17 protein-coding genes and 1 pseudogene are annotated in these 17679 nt (G+C 44.9%); 14 read left to right on the forward strand and 4 right to left on the reverse strand.

Annotation, left to right across the window (positions count from 1 at the left end):
* The first annotated feature begins 25 nt into the window (after nt 1-25).
* The 5 genes from HMPREF0645_RS02610 to HMPREF0645_RS14310 all read left to right on the forward strand — a co-directional run bounded on the left by HMPREF0645_RS02610 (nt 26) and on the right by HMPREF0645_RS14310 (nt 4482).
* A complete protein-coding gene (locus HMPREF0645_RS02610) occupies nt 26-2125 on the forward strand; it encodes a TonB-dependent receptor plug domain-containing protein (protein ID WP_245543988.1) in 2100 nt (699 codons plus the stop codon).
* Nucleotides 2125-2871, forward strand: a complete 747-nt coding sequence (locus tag HMPREF0645_RS02615; protein ID WP_007173284.1) for an HmuY family protein — start codon at nt 2125-2127, stop codon at nt 2869-2871. Before HMPREF0645_RS02610 ends, HMPREF0645_RS02615 begins: the two co-directional genes overlap by 1 nt.
* 19 nt (nt 2872-2890) lie before the next feature.
* The gene (locus HMPREF0645_RS02620) at nt 2891-3772 is read left to right on the forward strand and encodes a hypothetical protein (protein ID WP_007173285.1); all 882 of its coding nucleotides are present in this window, start codon (nt 2891-2893) and stop codon (nt 3770-3772) included.
* A gap of 152 nt (nt 3773-3924) precedes the next feature.
* Nucleotides 3925-4239, forward strand: coding sequence for a hypothetical protein (locus tag HMPREF0645_RS02625; protein ID WP_130828313.1), 315 nt, complete (start codon nt 3925-3927; stop codon nt 4237-4239).
* 108 nt (nt 4240-4347) lie between these two features.
* A complete protein-coding gene (locus tag HMPREF0645_RS14310) occupies nt 4348-4482 on the forward strand; it encodes a hypothetical protein (protein WP_007173288.1) in 135 nt (44 codons plus the stop codon).
* A 309-nt stretch (nt 4483-4791) separates the two neighbouring features.
* Here the strand turns inward: HMPREF0645_RS14310 and HMPREF0645_RS02630 are convergent.
* Nucleotides 4792-5097: pseudogene (locus HMPREF0645_RS02630) on the reverse strand (hypothetical protein); the annotation flags it as partial.
* 476 nt (nt 5098-5573) lie between these two features.
* On the opposite strand from HMPREF0645_RS02630, the gene HMPREF0645_RS02635 reads away from it, so the two are divergent.
* The 3 genes from HMPREF0645_RS02635 (at nt 5574) to HMPREF0645_RS02645 (ending at nt 8851) form a co-directional block, all read left to right on the forward strand.
* Complete coding sequence (locus HMPREF0645_RS02635; RefSeq protein WP_007173290.1) at nt 5574-6344, forward strand: class I SAM-dependent methyltransferase; 771 nt, start codon at nt 5574-5576, stop codon at nt 6342-6344.
* 77 nt (nt 6345-6421) lie between these two features.
* Nucleotides 6422-7036 carry a tail fiber domain-containing protein gene (locus HMPREF0645_RS02640; protein ID WP_007173291.1) on the forward strand — a complete coding sequence of 205 codons (615 nt, stop codon included), beginning with the start codon at nt 6422-6424 and terminating at the stop codon, nt 7034-7036.
* Between the two features lie 6 nt (nt 7037-7042).
* Entirely contained in the window at nt 7043-8851 is a 1809-nt protein-coding gene (locus HMPREF0645_RS02645) for a S8 family peptidase (protein WP_083793796.1), read from the forward strand.
* Between the two features lie 99 nt (nt 8852-8950).
* Here the strand turns inward: HMPREF0645_RS02645 and mobC are convergent, their stop codons facing one another.
* The 3 genes from mobC to HMPREF0645_RS02660 form a co-directional block, all read right to left on the reverse strand.
* Nucleotides 8951-10954 (reverse strand): conjugal transfer protein MobC, encoded by a 2004-nt coding sequence (gene mobC / locus HMPREF0645_RS02650; RefSeq protein ID WP_007173293.1) that lies wholly within the window; start codon nt 10952-10954, stop codon nt 8951-8953.
* A gap of 65 nt (nt 10955-11019) precedes the next feature.
* On the reverse strand, nt 11020-12300 hold the full coding sequence (gene mobB / locus HMPREF0645_RS02655; protein WP_007173294.1) for a conjugal transfer protein MobB: 1281 nt from the start codon (nt 12298-12300) through the stop codon (nt 11020-11022).
* Nucleotides 12301-12306: 6 nt separating this feature from the next.
* Nucleotides 12307-12720: a plasmid mobilization protein gene (locus HMPREF0645_RS02660; protein WP_007173295.1), complete on the reverse strand. Its 414-nt coding sequence runs from the start codon at nt 12718-12720 to the stop codon at nt 12307-12309.
* Nucleotides 12721-13310: 590 nt separating this feature from the next.
* Here HMPREF0645_RS02660 and HMPREF0645_RS02665 point away from each other — a divergent pair.
* From HMPREF0645_RS02665 to HMPREF0645_RS02690, 6 genes are all read left to right on the forward strand, one after another.
* The gene (locus HMPREF0645_RS02665) at nt 13311-14114 is read left to right on the forward strand and encodes a division plane positioning ATPase MipZ (RefSeq protein WP_007173297.1); all 804 of its coding nucleotides are present in this window, start codon (nt 13311-13313) and stop codon (nt 14112-14114) included.
* Nucleotides 14101-14625, forward strand: a complete 525-nt coding sequence (locus tag HMPREF0645_RS02670; RefSeq protein WP_004356175.1) for a DUF3408 domain-containing protein — start codon at nt 14101-14103, stop codon at nt 14623-14625. Before HMPREF0645_RS02665 ends, HMPREF0645_RS02670 begins: the two co-directional genes overlap by 14 nt.
* Nucleotides 14622-15395, forward strand: a complete 774-nt coding sequence (locus HMPREF0645_RS02675) for a hypothetical protein (RefSeq protein WP_004356156.1) — start codon at nt 14622-14624, stop codon at nt 15393-15395. Before HMPREF0645_RS02670 ends, HMPREF0645_RS02675 begins: the two co-directional genes overlap by 4 nt.
* 156 nt (nt 15396-15551) lie before the next feature.
* Complete coding sequence (locus tag HMPREF0645_RS02680; RefSeq protein ID WP_004354999.1) at nt 15552-15854, forward strand: DUF4134 domain-containing protein; 303 nt, start codon at nt 15552-15554, stop codon at nt 15852-15854.
* 2 nt (nt 15855-15856) lie between these two features.
* Complete coding sequence (locus HMPREF0645_RS02685) at nt 15857-16192, forward strand: DUF4133 domain-containing protein (protein WP_007173298.1); 336 nt, start codon at nt 15857-15859, stop codon at nt 16190-16192.
* Nucleotides 16189-17679 (forward strand): TraG family conjugative transposon ATPase (locus tag HMPREF0645_RS02690; protein ID WP_007173299.1); only part of this gene is annotated, 1491 nt, incomplete at its 3' end. The genes HMPREF0645_RS02685 and HMPREF0645_RS02690, both read left to right, overlap by 4 nt.

Raw genomic sequence — 17679 nt, forward strand, 5'->3', positions numbered from 1 at the left:
TGTACGAAATAACAAGTGGAGTGAAATGAACGGGAAATTATCCATCCCGTTGCTGCTGTGTCTCCTCCCTGTTGGGGTAGTGGCACAGTCGCATATAAACAGTGCAGACAGCGTGAGGAGTCTCGGCGAGGTGATAGTAACGGGATCACGTACGCCACGCCCTGTGAATTCGTCTCCCGTGACCACGCAGTTACTCAGTGGCAAGGTTATGAGAGATGCTGGCTTCGGAGATTTTCAATCGGCTTTGCAGCACCTCACGCCCGGACTCAATGTGCAGAAGGTGGCTTTCGGCAGCGAGATGAGTATGGACGGCATGGATGCACGCCATGTGGTGATGCTGCAAGATGGTGAGCGCATGACGGGCGATATGGCTGGTAATTTGGACTACGAAAGGTTCAATATTCACGGCATAGACCGCGTGGAAGTCGTCAAGGGAGCCAGCAGCACGCTTTATGGCAGCCGTGCATCCGGAGCAGTGATCAATGTCATCGGAAAGAAGACGCACAAGCCTCTTGACATAGATGTGGGCGTGCGCTGGGGGCAGATGAACGAACGCAACTACAGGAATCCCAAGAAGAAGGATTTTATCTATATGTTCGAGAAGAATGCCGACCGTCCCAACCTCTCGGCGTGGCTCTCAGCGGGTGCACACCAGGGCTGGTTCACGTCGCAGACCGATGTGTGGTATAGTTCCACAGATGCCTTCTATCTTTATCAGAAAGTGGGCGATCGCAAGGTGTACTCGCGCGAAGCTAATCCATGGCTGCACAAAGACACTGTGTTGCAAAGCACCTTCCCTCGCCCGCCGATGGGCATCGAGGGCAGGGAACATATAGTGGCTTCGCAGAAACTGTGGGTAGAACCCATGGCAGAACTGTCGGTGCAGCTCTATGGGTCGTGCTTCTTCATGAATAGTTACGACCTGGTGCAGGACCTCGTGTTCACCCAAGCGCGCGACTGGACTTACGGTCTGAAGGCATCGTATCGATGGAAGGACTATCTCACGGCGAAACTCATGCTTCACACCGACCGCTACGCCAGCTTCAAGCGACACGAGCAGCGAGACGAGCGCAAGCCGGTCTATAAGTCGCGAATCCTTCAGCCGAGACTCACGCTGCAAAGTCGCTATTTCGACGGTCACGAGCTGAACGCCGGCATCGAACTGTTTGACGACGTGCTCACCTCTGACCGTTTCGTGAATCACAAGGTGACCACACGCACCCTGAGTGAGATGGAATGGTTTGTGCAGGACGACTGGTCGCCCACGCAGCAGTGGACGGTGTCGGCAGGACTGCGCACCAACTACTCACGCGTGTTCGGACTGATATGGCTGCCCAAGGTGGCAGTGAAATGGCAACCAGATACTCACTGGGCCTTGCGTGCGGTCTATTCCAAGGGCTCGCGCTCACCCAGCATCAAGGAACTGTTCTTCAACTGGGACCACCTCGGCATGTTCGTCATCAGGGGAAACGAAAATTTACAGCCCGAAAAAAACCATTACCTCTCCTTGGGCGTGGAGTATGCTTCGCCTAAGCTCTTCGTCAACGCAAACGGCTACGCCAACCTCTACCGCGACAAAATAGAGGGCGTGTGGAAGATTTACGATATGCAGTACAACTTCCTCTACACCAACCTCGCACGGCAGACCGTGGCTGGCCTTGACGTGCTGGCACGATGGAAACCGTGGACGTGGCTCACGCTCGATGCCAACTACTCCTATGTGTATATCACTGCGGAGAAGGGGCGGCGGTTCTCCACCACCTCACCCCATGCGGCGACAGCCAATGCGACGTATAAATATAGCCGCCGCGGCTACAACCTCGGCGTGACGCTCTCTGCCCAAATCATGGGTGAGAAACGCTACGATGTGCAGGATCGTCTCTTCCTCCCTTCCGAGGGACGCGGGCGCGATGCCTATTTCCGCTGCACGCTACCGGCCTATGCGCTGTGCAACCTCAACGTAGCACAGACTTTCAGTGACAAGTACCGGCTTTCGGTGGGTGTAAACAACCTGCTGAACTACAAGCCCAAGACTTTAGGCTCAGGACTGACCACGTTTAGCGTACCGGCGGAGGCGGGTGCAAGGCTCTACGTGCAATTTGAAGTAAAAATCGACAAGAAGTAATGATGAAGAATAATCTTACAGATAAGACCATCGGCATACTCATGGCAGCAGCCTCTGCAATATTACTCGGAAGCTGTGTGCATTACGATGCCGACGAGTTCGAAGGAAAGGTGATGCCTCGCGCCACAGGTGCCTATACGGGAGTTACCGACGACTGGCTCTACTTCAACCTGCGAACGGGCAAGGCGTTCAATCTTTCCGCTCCCAATCAGGATATCACAGAAGGAGACCAGTTGAAACGTCTGGACTGGGACATCGCCTTCTGCGGAGCGCATATCCGCACCAATGGCGGCACGTCGGGTCCGGGCAAGGGGGCGGCGGCAGACCTCGGTTTCGGCGACTACGACCACTGGCAGGACAGAGTGCAGATTCCCGACGATGTGAAGTGGGTGGAGGACGACACCACCTCCGTCTATGTCACCTACTCGCAGCGCGAGTGGTACAACTACGTGAACACTCACTACCTCAAGCCCGACGGCACACCCGACAACGACGGACACCCATGGTTTGACCCCAACCGCGGACCGGCACGACGGCTCACCAGTGGCAATCCGCTCTTGGAGCAGTGCATCAAAATAGAGGGACCTCCCATGACTTACACGCCGTCCTATCACGTCTACGTTATACGCTGTGCCGACGGTGTGCGGTGCTTCAAACTACAGGTGGTGAGCTGGTTCAACCAGCAGTCGTCCATCGATGACGAGGGCGGCGGGCAGATGAGCTATTACATCGATGAACTGAAATAATAATAACAACATATCATCAATGGAGACAAAACGTAAAATATATCCTTGGCGCACTATCGTATCGTTCTTACTGGTACTCTTTGCCATGCCGTTGGGACATGCGCTGATGATACTAATGGAGAAGTTTATGGACGAGGGCGCCATGCATGTAGCAGGGTTTGCGATGGGTTTCGTGGGGCTTGTCCTCGTTATCGTCGGCGTGTTCGTGAAAGGCGACACCCGCCAGACGCTGTGGGGACTCTTCGGCGGACTGCTCTTCTGGACGGGATGGGTGGAATTTCTCTTCCTCTACTATGCCCGCCGCTACGGCGTGCAGCCTGAAATGGAGAACGGCGTGGTGGTGACCAAGCCCGAATATCTCATCATGCCGGCCTCATTCGGACTGTGGATGATGGTGATGACGATGTACATCTTCAGCACCAAGAACGGCTGCGACTTCATCACGTGGATACAGAAAATGGTGTTCCGCAGCCGCCGCAAGGTCATCGCTGCCCAGCCCATGACACGCCACACGAGCATCGTGACGTTCATGGAACTCAACATGATGCTGTGGGGACTGTACCTGCTGCTGATGTTCTGTTACGACAAACGCTTCGTCGGCGACCACCATCCCGTGACGTTTTTCGTGGGCCTGGGCTGCCTCGTGGCATCAGTGTTCATGTTCCTTAAACAACTGCGCATCGCCTCGTGGGGAGCAAACATACGTATGGCGATAGCCACGGTCATCGTATTCTGGACGCCCGTGGAAATTCTCGGTCGCATCAATTTCTTTAAGGAATTCTGGGTTGAGCCCGAGAAGTACAGGTTGCAGATGATTGCAATCCTCGCGGTCTTCATTGTTCTCGGCTTTTATCTTTGGATAAAGAGCAAACAGCACAGGAGAGCTAAGACGAATGATTGAACTCCACGCATATAGCAAACCTAATCATAAACCCAAAAGACGGCTTGATAGCCGGTCTTGATAAAAAAACTTCAACGATGAAAGAAAATTTCAAAATCTCTATTCTCTGGGTGTCGATAATTGCAGGTATGTCTGCACATTCATTAATGGATATGATACCCCTTTTCTGGAATGCAAACATAGCAATCTCCAATGACGGTGTGGCTCCTATGTCGATGCTTGTGTTGATGGCGGTCGTTTCTGTCACCTTGCCGATGACGGGACTGCTGCTTTCGCTCTATGCCTGTAAAAGTCGGTATAAGTTAGTGCATTTCTGCCTTGCCGCACTCATTGCACTGTTTTGCACAGCACATTGCACGGAGCTTATATTCACTTTCGAGTTTCCACAGCTCTTTATCCACCCCATGCTAGTTGTGCTGAGCATAACGCTTGCCTATGAGTCGTGGAAATGGTATAAGGAGGCGTAAGCCTTTTATCATTATAAGAAACGCACTTGTCTTAATGATATAATGCGTTTTTTTATCTCACGTAATGAATACTGTTCACTTTTCCAATAAATCTCGTTATTTTCAACAATGAATAAAACGATATTCACCTTTATCTTATCGTTCATTCCCTTTTTCGGGTGGGCACAGGAACAGACCGTTTCGCCTTTTCACAAGGACGACCACGAGGGAGGACTGTTTGCAGGCGGCGCCGTCACTTATTAGAACAACACCAAGACCAAAGCCACTACGCTACAGTTGTATCCCGAGGTAGGCTGGCGGTTCAACGAGACATGGGCTACGGGCATCATGTTGGGTTATGCCTTCGGCTCGGAACGTGGCGAGAACGGACGAGAGAAAACCCATGCCCTGAAACTGTCACCTTTCGTACGCTACTACTATCTGCATAAAGGACTGTTCAACCTGTATTTAGACGGCGGTTTCGGCTACAACTACATCACTCCCGTCGGTTCTGCCGGAACTTACAGGCATCATGGCTTTGAGGTAGGGGTGCGTCCGGGCGTATGCGTGGATCTGAAGCATGGTGTGGAGCGATGCCACACCTTGTTCTACGTTGTTAGCTACTACCTTGTAGAGTCCGAAACGGGACGGCTCGTTGAACTGACGTAGAAAATTGCTCATGAAGTTTTTTAGAAGTCCGTCCTTGTTGTTAAACTTCAAGAACGCTGCCTGATTGGCAGCGATTACTTCGGTGGTTTTAAGGTTACCCTTGTCGTCAATACCGGATACTACGGAGAGTTTTCCCGTTTCTTTCTCGTTCTTTACCTCAGTGCGGTCTTCCAAGACCAGCACATAGTTGTCATTGTCTTTTGGTTCCATAATTATTTGTTATTTATTTGTTATTGAGTTACTATGTTGAACGACAAAGATATAAGCAATAATCAGATTGTTTATAACATAAAGAATTCACGGGAAAAGAAGGGAAAATAAAGGTATTATTGAAAGGTGTTTTGTAAACCTTAATTTGATTACTTGCCAAAATATGATGTCGATTTCTTCGCTATCTGAGAACATGAAGTTTTAATGAAAAAGGAGATGTTGAACTTCTGTTATTACACTCTATCACACCAAATGTTGGATGAGGCAGATTTAATATTAAACCATTGATACATACTATATAGAATAATATCACCAATATTAGGTATATACAGATAAGTTTTTTTTTGTAAAAACTCCGCAAGTCATACCGTCTTATTGGTATTTTTATGGTACTTGCAAAAAAAATAATGATATTAGTTTGCTTATTTGTTTTTTTTTGCTTTCTTTGTAAAAAGAACTAATACAGTTAAGAATATATGCAATACCGACAATCTGATAGAAAGCTATATTTTCATGAACTTTCCACAACAAGCCAAAAATATTTTATTCCTTATATCGAAAAATATAAGGAAATAACTCATGGAATAAATGTTTTGGAAATAGGTTGTGGTGACGGAGGAAATCTTTTGCCTTTTTCTAAAAAGGGATGCAACACTCTTGGGGTTGATTTGGCAGAATGCAGAATTAGTGATGCTAAAAAGTTCTTTCATGAAGCCAATGCTACAGGAGAATTTTTTGCTTCAGATATATTTGATATTAAAGGGAAGGATGGGCTTTTTGATTTAATAATTTGTCACGATGTTTTAGAACATATAGAGAATAAGTCTTTTTTTATATCTTCCTTAAAAAGATTTCTTGCCCCACGAGGGGTTGTTTTTATCTCTTTTCCTGCGTGGCAAATGCCGTTTGGAGGACATCAACAAATTTGTAGAGGAAAGTTCCTTTCTCATCTTCCTTGGTTTCATTTGTTACCTAAAATTTTATACGAAAGCCTTCTCAAACTTGGGAGAGAAAAAGAAGATACAATTAAGGAATTACTTAGCATCAAAAAGACAAAATGTCCTATTGAGCTTTTTGAGAAATTGATAGAAAAGAAATTTAGAGTTCTTGATAGAACTCTGTTTTTCATAAATCCGCATTATGAGGTGAAATTTAAGTTAAGGCCTCGCCTATTACATCCGACAATTGGGAAAATACCCTATATTCGTAATTTTTTCACAACGTCTTGCTTCTATTTATTATCATAATAAATTATTAAACAAGGTAATCTTACTTCCGAAAAGCGATTTCATAATCTCAAATTATTAATTAAAACCTGACAGCAATGAAAAATTTAATGGTTAAGAAAGCTGTTTCTGCTTTAGTTTTTGCTCTTTTTTGTGTAACTGCAAATGCACAAATGAAATTGTACAGTAATGGTCAATTAACAATTGGCAATACTGCACCCTATGGTTTCTACAAACAAACCATTGAAGGTCTTGGAATGTACTTCAAGTGTAAGACAAGCAATTTTTTCCAAATTGACGTCTCACCTGTTGGTACCCGTTTGGCTAGTCATGCCGACCAAGTTGTATTCTACAATACACAGACAAGTACTTTCAACAGTATTCAAGTTAAGGATGTTTATAATTACTCTGATGCAAGAGCGAAATCTAATATTCGTTCTTTACAAAATGGATTAAATTGCATTCTCAAATTGCGTCCCGTGTCATACTCTTTTTCAGATAAACCTACTAGAGAGGCTTCTTTACTAAGGAAAGGAGGAGATGAAAGGGAAATAGGTCTACTCGCACAAGAGGTTGAAAAAGTTTTACCTAATGTAGTTTTAACTGATGCGGAAGGTAAGAAATTGATTAACTATACTGCACTTATCCCTGTAATGATTGACGCTATCAAATCTTTACAAACGGAAATAGAACTTCTTAAAAATAAAAAATAGAATCCTATGAGATACAAGAATTTTATACTACTTTATACGGCGTTGATTTGCTCTTCTGTGGTAATTATATCTTGTAGTGATGTAATAGATAATAATATCATTAACAAGTCCGATAATCAAATTTCGACACGAGCAAGCCACAGACGCCCAACGGATTATTATTATTGGTATAATGGTGAAAAAATAGAAATATCTTCTTTACGAAATTTATACTATATTTCATCATCCGATAGTTCAAAGTTAGTGGCTATTGACTTGAAAAATTCTGCTGTTTCTACAATTACAACAAAGCAAGCAGTACAAAGCCAAAAAGGCTCTCAGTCGCGTTTTTGGAAAATAGTTGAAATAAGACCAGTTGGCAATGTAACTACGAATGGAATTCTTAGTTCAATGATACAAAAATTGAAAGGAAACAAAGATGTTCAAGTTGCGCCAGTGTTTGGACTTGATGAACAAGACTATATATCAACAAGTGAGTACTTTTATATAAAGTTAAAATCATCTCAAGACTATAATCTTCTCCAAAGTGTTGCGAAAGACTTTGACGCAAAGGTTATAAAGGAAGTTGATTACATGCCTAATTGGTACATTCTAAAGTCGCCGATAAATTCTAATGGTTTGGAAACTTCAAACAAATTCTACGAAACAGGCAAATTTGCGGATGTAGACCCTGCTTTTATGTTTAATTTTAAGACAAATAATTGTACCTCTGAGCCTGATTTTAATCGGCAATGGGGACTAGAAAAGGTCAATGCGTGCAATGCTTGGAAATTAACTAAAGGCAAACCTCAAATTACTGTTGCGGTCTTAGACCAAGGTGTAGATCAAAACCATAGAGAGTTCGCGAATAATTATAGTCCATTGTCATATGACATACATAATGGTCATTCTCCATCTGTTGTACGTGGAAGGCATGGTACTCATGTAGGAGGTATTATAGGTGCAAACCATAATGGAATTCAAATAGCAGGTCTTGCCCCTCAATCCACAATTTTATCCATCAGTCATGGATTGTACATTTCACCAACTATTAGTAGCGAGTTGGCAACAGGGTTTGGATATGCGACATCTCACAATGTTGATGTTATCAATAACTCATGGGGAGATCAGGGTGGAGCCTTTTACAAAGAAATGCATAGTGCTATCTTGGAAGATGCTATTAGGACCGCAATGACTTCTGGTAGGAATGGGAAAGGAATGGTTGTTGTTTTTGCTTCTGGAAATTATAATAAATCAGTGCCAGATTATCCCGCAAATTTCCATCCAGACATTCTTGTTGTTGGTTCCGTAGACCAAAGGGATAAAAAATCTAGTTTTTCATCTTATGGGAAAGCTCTTGATGTTGTTGCACCAGGTAGTAATATTTTATCAACAGTTCCTAACAATGGTCTTGATGAGATGAGTGGTACTTCTATGGCAGCTCCTCATGTGAGTGCCATCGCTTCATTAGTTTTATCTATTAATCCAGAATTGACAAGAAAAGATGTTGTAGATATAATAGAACAAACTGCACAAAAGGCAGGAAATTATGTATATTCTACTTTACCTGATAGAACGAATGGAACTTGGAATGAGCAAATGGGATATGGTATCTGCGATGCCTTTTCAGCTGTTTCAGCAGCACAAGGAGGGATTGTTTACTTCTATGATCAAACAGTAACATCCAATAGAAATGTAGCAGGATGGATTATTAAAGCAAAAAATTTTAATGTTACAAGCAATTCATATTTGAAGTTCACATATGGTAATATTGTAACTATTGATGCTCCATTCACCATAACGAAAGGTTCTGTATTTGAGATCTCCAAGAAATAATTATCTTTTATATGCAGAAGAGGGATAAAATTTATCTGATAAAATTTATCCTTCTTCTGTCGTTCTTTTTAAGGATATTTCTTCCTTTTTCACCCTGAATTAATCTTTGATAAGATGTGATAATGATGGATCAGACTTTATCCTTTCCGTTTCCTTGCCAACAAGATTTAAAACCTCTCTCTTCACTCGTTTATAATTTTCCTCTATTGTTTCTTTGAGAGTATCTTTCCCCTCTTCATCTGTGAACTCAACAATCACAGGAATTGATAGATAGGCTTTCATCTCAGCGGAGACTTTGACACTATCCACCACTATTTCAGCATGGAAAATCTTCTGGTCGATGCGTTCATCGAAGTTGTCAGATACTGCTCCAACGAACATACCTTGTGTAAGGTTGGAAATCTTACTTGCAGGGATAAGACTATCCATCTGTGTTGAAATGGAAGTGGATTTGTCGTTACGGTTGATGGTCATAGACTGTCGTTGCTGGAGAACCTTTCCAAATCGTTCAGAAAGCGTCTTGGCCGTTTCTCCGACGACTTGCCCGGAGAAAACATTGCCTACCGTATTCTGAATCACTTTGCTCTCCTTATCCCCATAGTCACGGGTAAGCTGCGAAAAGTCCTGAAAACCCAGACACACTGCTACTTTATTACTTCGTGCAGTGGCAATCAGATTGTCCAAACCACGGAAGTAGATTGTCGGCAACTCGTCGATAATCACTGAGGATTTGAGTTGCTTCTTCTTGTTGATGAGCTTCACGATACGGCTGTTATACAAACCAAGTGCAGCCGAGTAGATATTCTGACGGTCGGGATTGTTACCCACAACAAGGACTTTCGGCTCATTGGGATTGTTGATGTCAAGTGAGAAATCATCACCTGTCATTACCCAATAGAGAGCTGGCGAAATCATACGTGAAAGCGGTATCTTGGCACTGGCAATCTGTCCCTGTAGCTGGTCTTGCGCTCCGCCCTCCCAAGCATCCATAAAGGGAGAAAGGTAGTTGGCAAGCTCATCGTAGGAAGTAAGTATCGGAAATATCTGTGCGTAGGGACGGTTCAGGAATTCTATGGCATGTGGAAAGGTGCAATACCTGCCGTTCTCATATATCTTCAGAAACCAGATAATGGCGGCAAGCAAGATAATCGGTGATTCGACGAAAAAATCTCCTTGCTTCTGAATCCACGAACGGTTCAGATTAAGCATAATGGTATAGGCACTCTCGTAGGCATCCGATATATCCGTCATAAAAGCAGGATTGATAGGATTGCAGCGGTGCGATTTGCGTGGGTCATCAAAGTTAATTACATAGAACTGAGGCTTTACTTGGTAGGCATCAAGGTGGTTGAGCAAATGGTTGTAGGCAATCTCGGAAAGGTCGGGAAACTTATAATCATAGATATACATGGCAAAGCCTTTCTCTATCTGTTGCTTGATGTAGTTGTTCACGATAGCGTATGACTTACCAGAGCCGGGTGTGCCGAGCACCATCGAGGCACGGAATGGATTGACTACATTGATCCAGCCCTTGTTCCACTTCTTCTTATAGTAGAATCGTGTAGGAAGGTTTACCGAGTATTCGTTCTCCATCAACCGAGTTTCCTGCATAAAGCTCTCATTCTCGGTATTGAACACATCGTCCATCAAGTTGTTTTTGAGCAGTCGGCTCATCCACACACCTGCCATCAGCAGACAGATATAGCCCACAGACAGCGTAAAGATATAGAGCGAAGCAGTACCCACCTTACCAATGGGCAATGCCAACAGCCACCAATTCAGAAAAAAGAGCACAAAACCTGCGAAAAGCACCGTCCAAATCTTTGGCCATGTGATTTTCTCTTCCTTCACGCCTTTTGTACCTAAACAGGAGAGCGCAAGGAAAACCACACAAAAGAGTTTCGTCCAAAGGATGGACGAGAACAAGCCCGTAGTCCGCTCAAAATTCATCAGTATTTTGTTGATGATGCTCAATGTGAAATGCCATTGCTGGAATGCCTCGTAACAAAACCAATAACAGTTAATCAGGAGGAATATCACAGATATACCCCGCATAAAGTCCATAACTTTACCCAATGCCCTTAAATCATCTTCTTGTGCCATAATAATGTATTTGTAGCCTCCCCCCAACCCCTCCGAAAGGAGGGGAGTTGGAATTGCTCGTTTATTTAATGTTTTCTTCGTCTAAGATTTACCTTACTTTGCTTTCGGAGTTTACGCTGCCATGCCGCTTCTTTCCAATCATCATTGCCCGATGCAGAGAAAGTTTCTCCCACCATATCGTCGATTAGTTCATCAACAAGGTTGTCGCCTTCCTCTGTGTCTTGTTGTAATAACTGCATGTTATTTATCTGTTCATGGCTAACGGACGGATTACCATAAAGCGATTCATCCAAGAATGGATTGTGAGCAGGGTTAGAGAAGTACTCGTTAAACTTATTGGCGGCATATCCCTTCCCCAATCGTGAGCCGTTGAGCGCAACGCCTCCTTCGTCGTCTATGAAGGTAATGCCATAGATACGTCCGCTTTCATTCTTTCGGATTGCCACACGCAAGCCCTGTTCCTCCAATCTTTGTCGAAGTTCTTCCTCTGTCTTTGGAGAGGTACGCATAACTTCCAATATCTTTCTTCTAACGGTTGGTATCAGCGGCTTGATGGCTTGCTTCGATTTCCGCATCCTGTTCTGCACGGCAGTGTGGCCTACACCACGGCCGATGTCTGAGGCATGGATGGGTGTGCCTGCCTTGTTTCCCTTGTCATTAGTCGAGACATAGACAAGCCCGTCGTATTTCCTTCCCCGAAACTCCTTCCTGACTTCTTCCACTGCAAGATTGTATGCGGAGAGAACGGCGTTCAGTTCACCCAATGAACAGAAGCGATAATGCTTCAGCACCCTGCGGAGGACGCTTGCCACCTGCTCCTTGATGTTTCCTTTACCCATATCCACCTTGGGCGTTTCTGTTTCTGCCTTATTACTAATTTTTGAACTTGGAATAAGATTATACTTCCTTTCCAAGGCATCGGTAATCTGCTTGCTCCGCCGCTTCTCAAACTTATCGTTCATCTTTCTTCCTTTGCTGTCCACCCGAAGCGACACGATGTGTATATGCTCACGGGCAATGTCATTATGCTTGAAGACGATGTAGGGTTGCTTGCCATAGCCGAGTGCCTCCATATATTCCTTTGCAATCTGCGTGAGTTGCTCATCAGATAGTTTCTCGTCTGGGTGCGGATTGAGGGAGCAGTGAAAAACCGTTTTCTTTGTCCTGCATTGCTCTGGTATCGTCTTTTGCATATCGGCAAGTACCTTATCCATTTGAAAAGTGCCATCGAAGCCTTTCCGAAGTTCGTTCACGCAGAGGACTACCGCTTCGTTGTGCTGCATCTTTTTGAAGTTATACCCCAATGCTCCTCCAAGGTTCTCGGTAGAAGAAATCTTTGCAATCATATTCCTTTATCGACTATCAAATTGTTCCGTCAGTTGGATGGCTTTCTGTTGTAGCGTGATGATTTGACCAGAGATTTTTTCCAATTTTTCAAGTAAAATCTGTGCAGTTTTCACGCTGTGATAAGAGTTTATTGCGCGTACTGTTTGGTTGTAGAGTACGCCTATCCGATGATTTTCGGCAATCAATTCCGAGAGTTTACGATAATAATCCACAGCGGATTTATCTACTGTTATCACCTTGAACTTCTCCCCAAGAATACAGCCACGCACAAAATCAGACTTCGATTTTGCACCGGATTTATGGAAAAGTTCAATGACTTTTTGCTGGTCTTTGGGGTTGGGCAACCGTACATGCCAGTTGTCCCAACGTGGCTTTTCTGCCGTCTTTTGTTCTGAACCGTGTTCCGTTTCCTTTTTCATATTCGTTTTGGCTTCTAATTACGACTTTGGAGTAATTCATCTCCCCTTCGGGGCAAGGGTATTTGTGGTACAAACGTCGGTTTGTGTTACAAAGACACACCTTGCCAATATCAAGAGATGATGCAATAGAAGCATCCACCTGTAAGGGTGTCCGCTTCGGATAGTTTACCTCCATATTTCCTATCCGTCTGCAAAGTTACAGTGGATTTTTAAATATCTCATTATCAGAGATATTCACTCTTTTTCCTTTCGTTTCCCTGCATTTCATAGGTGTCATAAAATCAGCCGAAATATCATTTATTTTGCAGTCAGAACGAGCGAACAATGGTATGATGTCACAAGCAAAAGACATATCATATTACCGCCTGCTTGCACCAAAGATGATAAGAAGGAACAATGCATATTCATAACAATTTATTGTCATGACAAACTATTGTCAGTACAACAGATTGTAAGAACTCGAAATCGTTCTTTAGGACTATCGTATGAACCAAATGTAGTCAAAACAAACTGTCTGCTGATAACTCTTAAGAATAAAGGAACATCCAAACATCAAATAGACAAATAATATAAACTAAGAAATTATCATTATGGAGAACAAACAACAACACCCCCTCTTCCTGGGGTTCTCTTCCCAAAAGGGAGGAGTGGGAAAAAGTACTCTTGCCGAAATCGTAAGCAGCATATTGTACTACGAACAAGGCATCAACCTCTTCGTGATGGACTGCGACCTGTCGCAAGACTCTTTCTACAAATTGAGGGAACGTGAGAAAAGTATCGTTCAGGAGAGCGAAGAACTTTCCAAATCCATGCAGGAGTACTTTCATCACCTTGGCAAAAAAGCATACAGAATTTACAAGTCCGCACCCAAGGAAGCCGTCAGGGCTGCACGAAGTAAAATCGACGGTATCAGCAACGAGAAGTACCAGTTGGTTATATTTGATTTCCCGGGACATGCTGGAACAACCGAACTGATGGAACTGTCCCTTCAGATGGACTATATCCTTTCTCCGATTGAAGCCGATATTCAGTCGCTGGTTTCATGTCTGGCATACGCCAAGACTATCACGGAGATTGGAGTTTCGATGTCCGACTCTCGGATAAAGGACATTATCCTGTTCTGGAACAAGGTGGACAGAAGAGTAAGGAACATCATCATCGACGAATATACAAAGCTCATCCATGAATACGAACTCACGCTCCTGCCCGGCTATGTATATGCCACGCACCGCTTCTCTCACGAACTTTCCACATACGGACTGCGCGGAGTGTTCCGCTCTACCTATCAACCTCCTGCAAGGGGATTACGAATGGGTACAGGGCTGGACGAACTCGTCAATGAGATAATTCAACGTCTCAACCTAAAAACGAAAACAGAAAATGGCAACGATTGAGGAAAGAAAGCAACAGCTGGAAAACAAGCTGAAGAAAATGGCAGAGGACAATGTCGTGGTGAAACCTGTCACGAAACCAAACTCCTTCGACCCTTCCGAGGATACTGAGTCCTCCCCTGCAACATCAGGGGAGGAAGACAATAATTTAGAAGAGACGAAAGCGAAAATAGCAAAAGAAAAACCGGTAGATGAAATAGAAAGAGAGGAAACGGGGAACATGGAACAGAAACGGGAAAGGAAGCCGAGAATGGAAAAACCCGGTGTGTCCTCCCTTTCCATAGAGGACTACCGTTCCCTGTACTTTCATCCCGTCCGCTCCCAAATGCGGACAGCCTTCTCCATTAATCTGGAAACGCTGCAGAACCTGCGCAACGTGTTGCAGGACTTGGGGGAGCGTGTTTCCATAGCCGCATATATAGACAACATTCTTAGGGAACACCTGCGTGAACATTTGGAATTGCTCAACAGTGCGGCAGCAAAACAAAGACGCAAGACAACAATAACACTATGATGGAAACAATACTTTTCAGTTTTATACTGATACTCATTATCATTTGGATAATGCTGGGTATCCTGTACTTCTATATGCGGTATGTATCTCCGTATGGCATCTTTATCAAGAAAAATAAAAAGTGCAATGAGCAGACTAAGGAGAATGAAGCGACGAAGAAAAAAGACGGACAAAAAGGAGAAGGAACAGAAGATCAAGCCGAGTTTGTACTGATTGGCAAAAGCCGTTCCACTTCCCCTATTATCCCACAAGTTCCCTCTGCTTCTTCATCTGAAAATTCAGAGCAGAATAGTAATAATTTTGCACCGCAAAACTCCGAAAATAAAGATGACATAAAGGAAGAGGATAACGAGATGGAGGTTAGCTATGAGATGGAAAGAGAGGACGAAAACGAGGTTGCTCGCGAGGAGCTGAGTCTGCCCATTGAGTCCGCATCTGAAGATGGCGAGGTATCCAGTCAATCTATCCTCGCACGTGACTTAGGTCGCATGAGAAAGTGGCGTAAGAACAGTGATGAGGTAGATGATGCCGAAGTCAAGGAAATTGTCGGTCAACTTAAAGGCACTGACTTTATGGAGAAATACAAGGAGTATGTCGCCAAAATGCAAGGTGAGCAGTCCATCCTGCTGGATAAAATCCGAAGCGCAGAGGAAGGAGAAGAGCAGACAGATGAATTGTCCACTTTCGATGCCTCCAGAAAGATCTCTTCTGACAATATGATGACGGAAACTGACGATATGGGCGAACGTCCACTGTCATACTATCTGTAAAACCAATGTTCATATTGTAAAAGTGTAAAGTGATGCGGGGGTGGCTCAAAAGTAAAACAATCTGCCAATATCTGTCATACGATAAAACCGAGCTACCCCTTGCCACTTTCACCAAAATGAAAATAATTTGTTTAACAACTTAAAATAAAAACAGCAATGAACAACAAAAAGAAAATCACAATGCTGCTCCTGATGGCTGCCGCCACCGTAGGAGCTTATGCACAGGGCAACGGCATGGCTGGTATCAACGAAGCCACGAAAATGGTAACCTCCTACTTTGACCCTGGCACAAAACTCATTTATGCCATCGGTGCCGTGGTGGGCTTGATCGGAGGAATAAAAGTCTATAACAAGTTCAGTTCGGGTGACCCCGATACGAGCAAGACCGCAGCCTCTTGGTTCGGTGCGTGCATCTTCCTCATCGTGGCGGCAACCATCCTACGTTCTTTCTTCTTGTAACAATGGCTGAGTGGGAAATCAACAAAGGTGTAGGTCGGACGGTAGAGTTCAAGGGTTTGAAGGCACAGTATCTTTTCCTCTTTGCGGGAGGGCTGCTGGCTCTCTTCATCCTCGTGGTCATTCTCTATCTCTGTGGAGTGAGCCAGATAGCCTGTCTGGTCATAGGCATAGTGGGTGCCACCCTTGTGGTGTGGCAAACGTTTGCCATGAACCGAAAGTACGGGCAATACGGACTCATGAAAAAGGGAGCCGTGAGAATGCACCCACGCTACCTTTTGAACCGCCGGACGATCTATCACCTTATCCGTAACCTTCAACCCAAAAGAAAGAAGCAATGAGAAACAAAAGCAAGATAACGACCCTTGAATCAAAGTTCCCGCTGCTCTCCATCGAGCAGGGCTGCATGGTGAGCAAAGATGCTGACATCACTGTGGTTTTCCGTGTGGAACTGCCCGAACTCTTTACCGTCACTTCTACAGAATACGAAGCAATGCACTCTGCCTGGCACAAAGCTATAAAAGTGCTGCCCGATTACAGCATCGTACACAAGCAGGACTGGTTCATCAAGGAGGACTATCAAGGAAAGCTCTCCGATGGCGGACTGAGCTTCCTTGCCCGTTCCTCTGAAAGGCACTTCAACGAACGTCCGTATCTACACCACTCGGTCTATCTCTTCCTAACCAAGACGAACAAGCAGCGTATGGCACAGCAGAGTAACTTCTCTTCGCTTTGTCGTGGGCATCTGCTGCCCAAGGAAATTACCAACAAGGATGAGGTGATGAAGTTCATGGAAGCCGTAGACCAGTTCGAGCGTATCATCAACGATACCGAGCAGATAAGGATTGTCCGCATGACAGGAGATGAGTTAGTTGGCACAAATGAAAAGGGCGGCCTGCTTGACAGGTATTTCTCTCTTTCAGAAGAGGGACATGCCTCCTTGGAGGACATCCGTCTGGGTGCAGACCTTGTGCGTGTGGGCGACAATATGCTCTGCTTACATACATTAAGCGATACAGATGATTTGCCCACAAGTGTGAGTACTGATAGCCGATATGAACGGTTATCCACCGACAGGAGCGACTGCCGTCTTTCCTTTGCCGCTCCCGTGGGTCTGATGTTACCGTGTAACCACATCTATAACCAGTATCTCTTCATCGAAGACAGCGATGCCAACTTGGAACGCTTCGAGAAACAGGCACGGAATATGCACTCGCTGGCACGCTACAGCCGTAGCAACCAGATCAACGAGGAGTGGATACAGGAGTATCTCAATATTGCCCACTCACAGGGACTGACCTCTATCCGTGCCCACTTCAATGTGCTGGCATGGAGTAGTGATAAGGAAGAACTTCGCCAGATCAAGAACGATGTGGGTTCTTCCCTTGCCTTGATGGAGTGCCACCCTCGCCACAATACCATTGATGCGGCAACGCTCTACTGGGCGGGCATTCCCGGCAATGCGGCAGACTTTCCTGCAGAAGAGTCATTCTATACTTTTATCGAGCCTGCCCTTTGTTTCTTCACGGCAGAGACGAACTATAAGGACTCGCTGTCTCCCTTTGGTATCAAGATGGCTGACCGACTTTCGGGTAAGCCCATCCACCTCGACATCTCCGACCTGCCAATGAAGCGCGGCGTGATTACCAACCGTAACAAGTTCATCTTGGGTCCTTCGGGCAGTGGTAAGTCTTTCTTTACCAACCACATGGTACGTCAGTATTACGAACAGGGAGCGCATGTCCTCTTGGTCGATACCGGAAACTCATATCAAGGCTTGTGTGAACTTATCCACCGCAAGACCAAAGGTGAGGACGGTGTGTATTTT

This window comes from Hallella bergensis DSM 17361 (assembly GCF_000160535.1).
Taxonomy (GTDB): Bacteria; Bacteroidota; Bacteroidia; order Bacteroidales; family Bacteroidaceae; genus Prevotella; species Prevotella bergensis.

Coding starts and splice junctions, on each gene's coding strand:
- HMPREF0645_RS02610 (WP_245543988.1), top strand. CDS start 26: ATGAACGGGAAATTATCCATCCCGTTGCTGCTGTGTCTCCTCCCTGTT.
- HMPREF0645_RS02685 (WP_007173298.1), top strand. CDS start 15,857: ATGGCTGAGTGGGAAATCAACAAAGGTGTAGGTCGGACGGTAGAGTTC.
- HMPREF0645_RS02680 (WP_004354999.1), top strand. CDS start 15,552: ATGAACAACAAAAAGAAAATCACAATGCTGCTCCTGATGGCTGCCGCC.
- HMPREF0645_RS02670 (WP_004356175.1), top strand. CDS start 14,101: ATGGCAACGATTGAGGAAAGAAAGCAACAGCTGGAAAACAAGCTGAAG.
- HMPREF0645_RS02635 (WP_007173290.1), top strand. CDS start 5,574: ATGCAATACCGACAATCTGATAGAAAGCTATATTTTCATGAACTTTCC.
- mobC (WP_007173293.1), bottom strand. CDS start 10,954: ATGGCACAAGAAGATGATTTAAGGGCATTGGGTAAAGTTATGGACTTT.
- HMPREF0645_RS02625 (WP_130828313.1), top strand. CDS start 3,925: ATGATACCCCTTTTCTGGAATGCAAACATAGCAATCTCCAATGACGGT.
- HMPREF0645_RS02665 (WP_007173297.1), top strand. CDS start 13,311: ATGGAGAACAAACAACAACACCCCCTCTTCCTGGGGTTCTCTTCCCAA.
- HMPREF0645_RS14310 (WP_007173288.1), top strand. CDS start 4,348: ATGAATAAAACGATATTCACCTTTATCTTATCGTTCATTCCCTTTTTC.
- HMPREF0645_RS02620 (WP_007173285.1), top strand. CDS start 2,891: ATGGAGACAAAACGTAAAATATATCCTTGGCGCACTATCGTATCGTTC.
- HMPREF0645_RS02645 (WP_083793796.1), top strand. CDS start 7,043: ATGAGATACAAGAATTTTATACTACTTTATACGGCGTTGATTTGCTCT.
- HMPREF0645_RS02660 (WP_007173295.1), bottom strand. CDS start 12,720: ATGAAAAAGGAAACGGAACACGGTTCAGAACAAAAGACGGCAGAAAAG.
- HMPREF0645_RS02640 (WP_007173291.1), top strand. CDS start 6,422: ATGAAAAATTTAATGGTTAAGAAAGCTGTTTCTGCTTTAGTTTTTGCT.
- mobB (WP_007173294.1), bottom strand. CDS start 12,300: ATGATTGCAAAGATTTCTTCTACCGAGAACCTTGGAGGAGCATTGGGG.
- HMPREF0645_RS02615 (WP_007173284.1), top strand. CDS start 2,125: ATGATGAAGAATAATCTTACAGATAAGACCATCGGCATACTCATGGCA.
- HMPREF0645_RS02675 (WP_004356156.1), top strand. CDS start 14,622: ATGATGGAAACAATACTTTTCAGTTTTATACTGATACTCATTATCATT.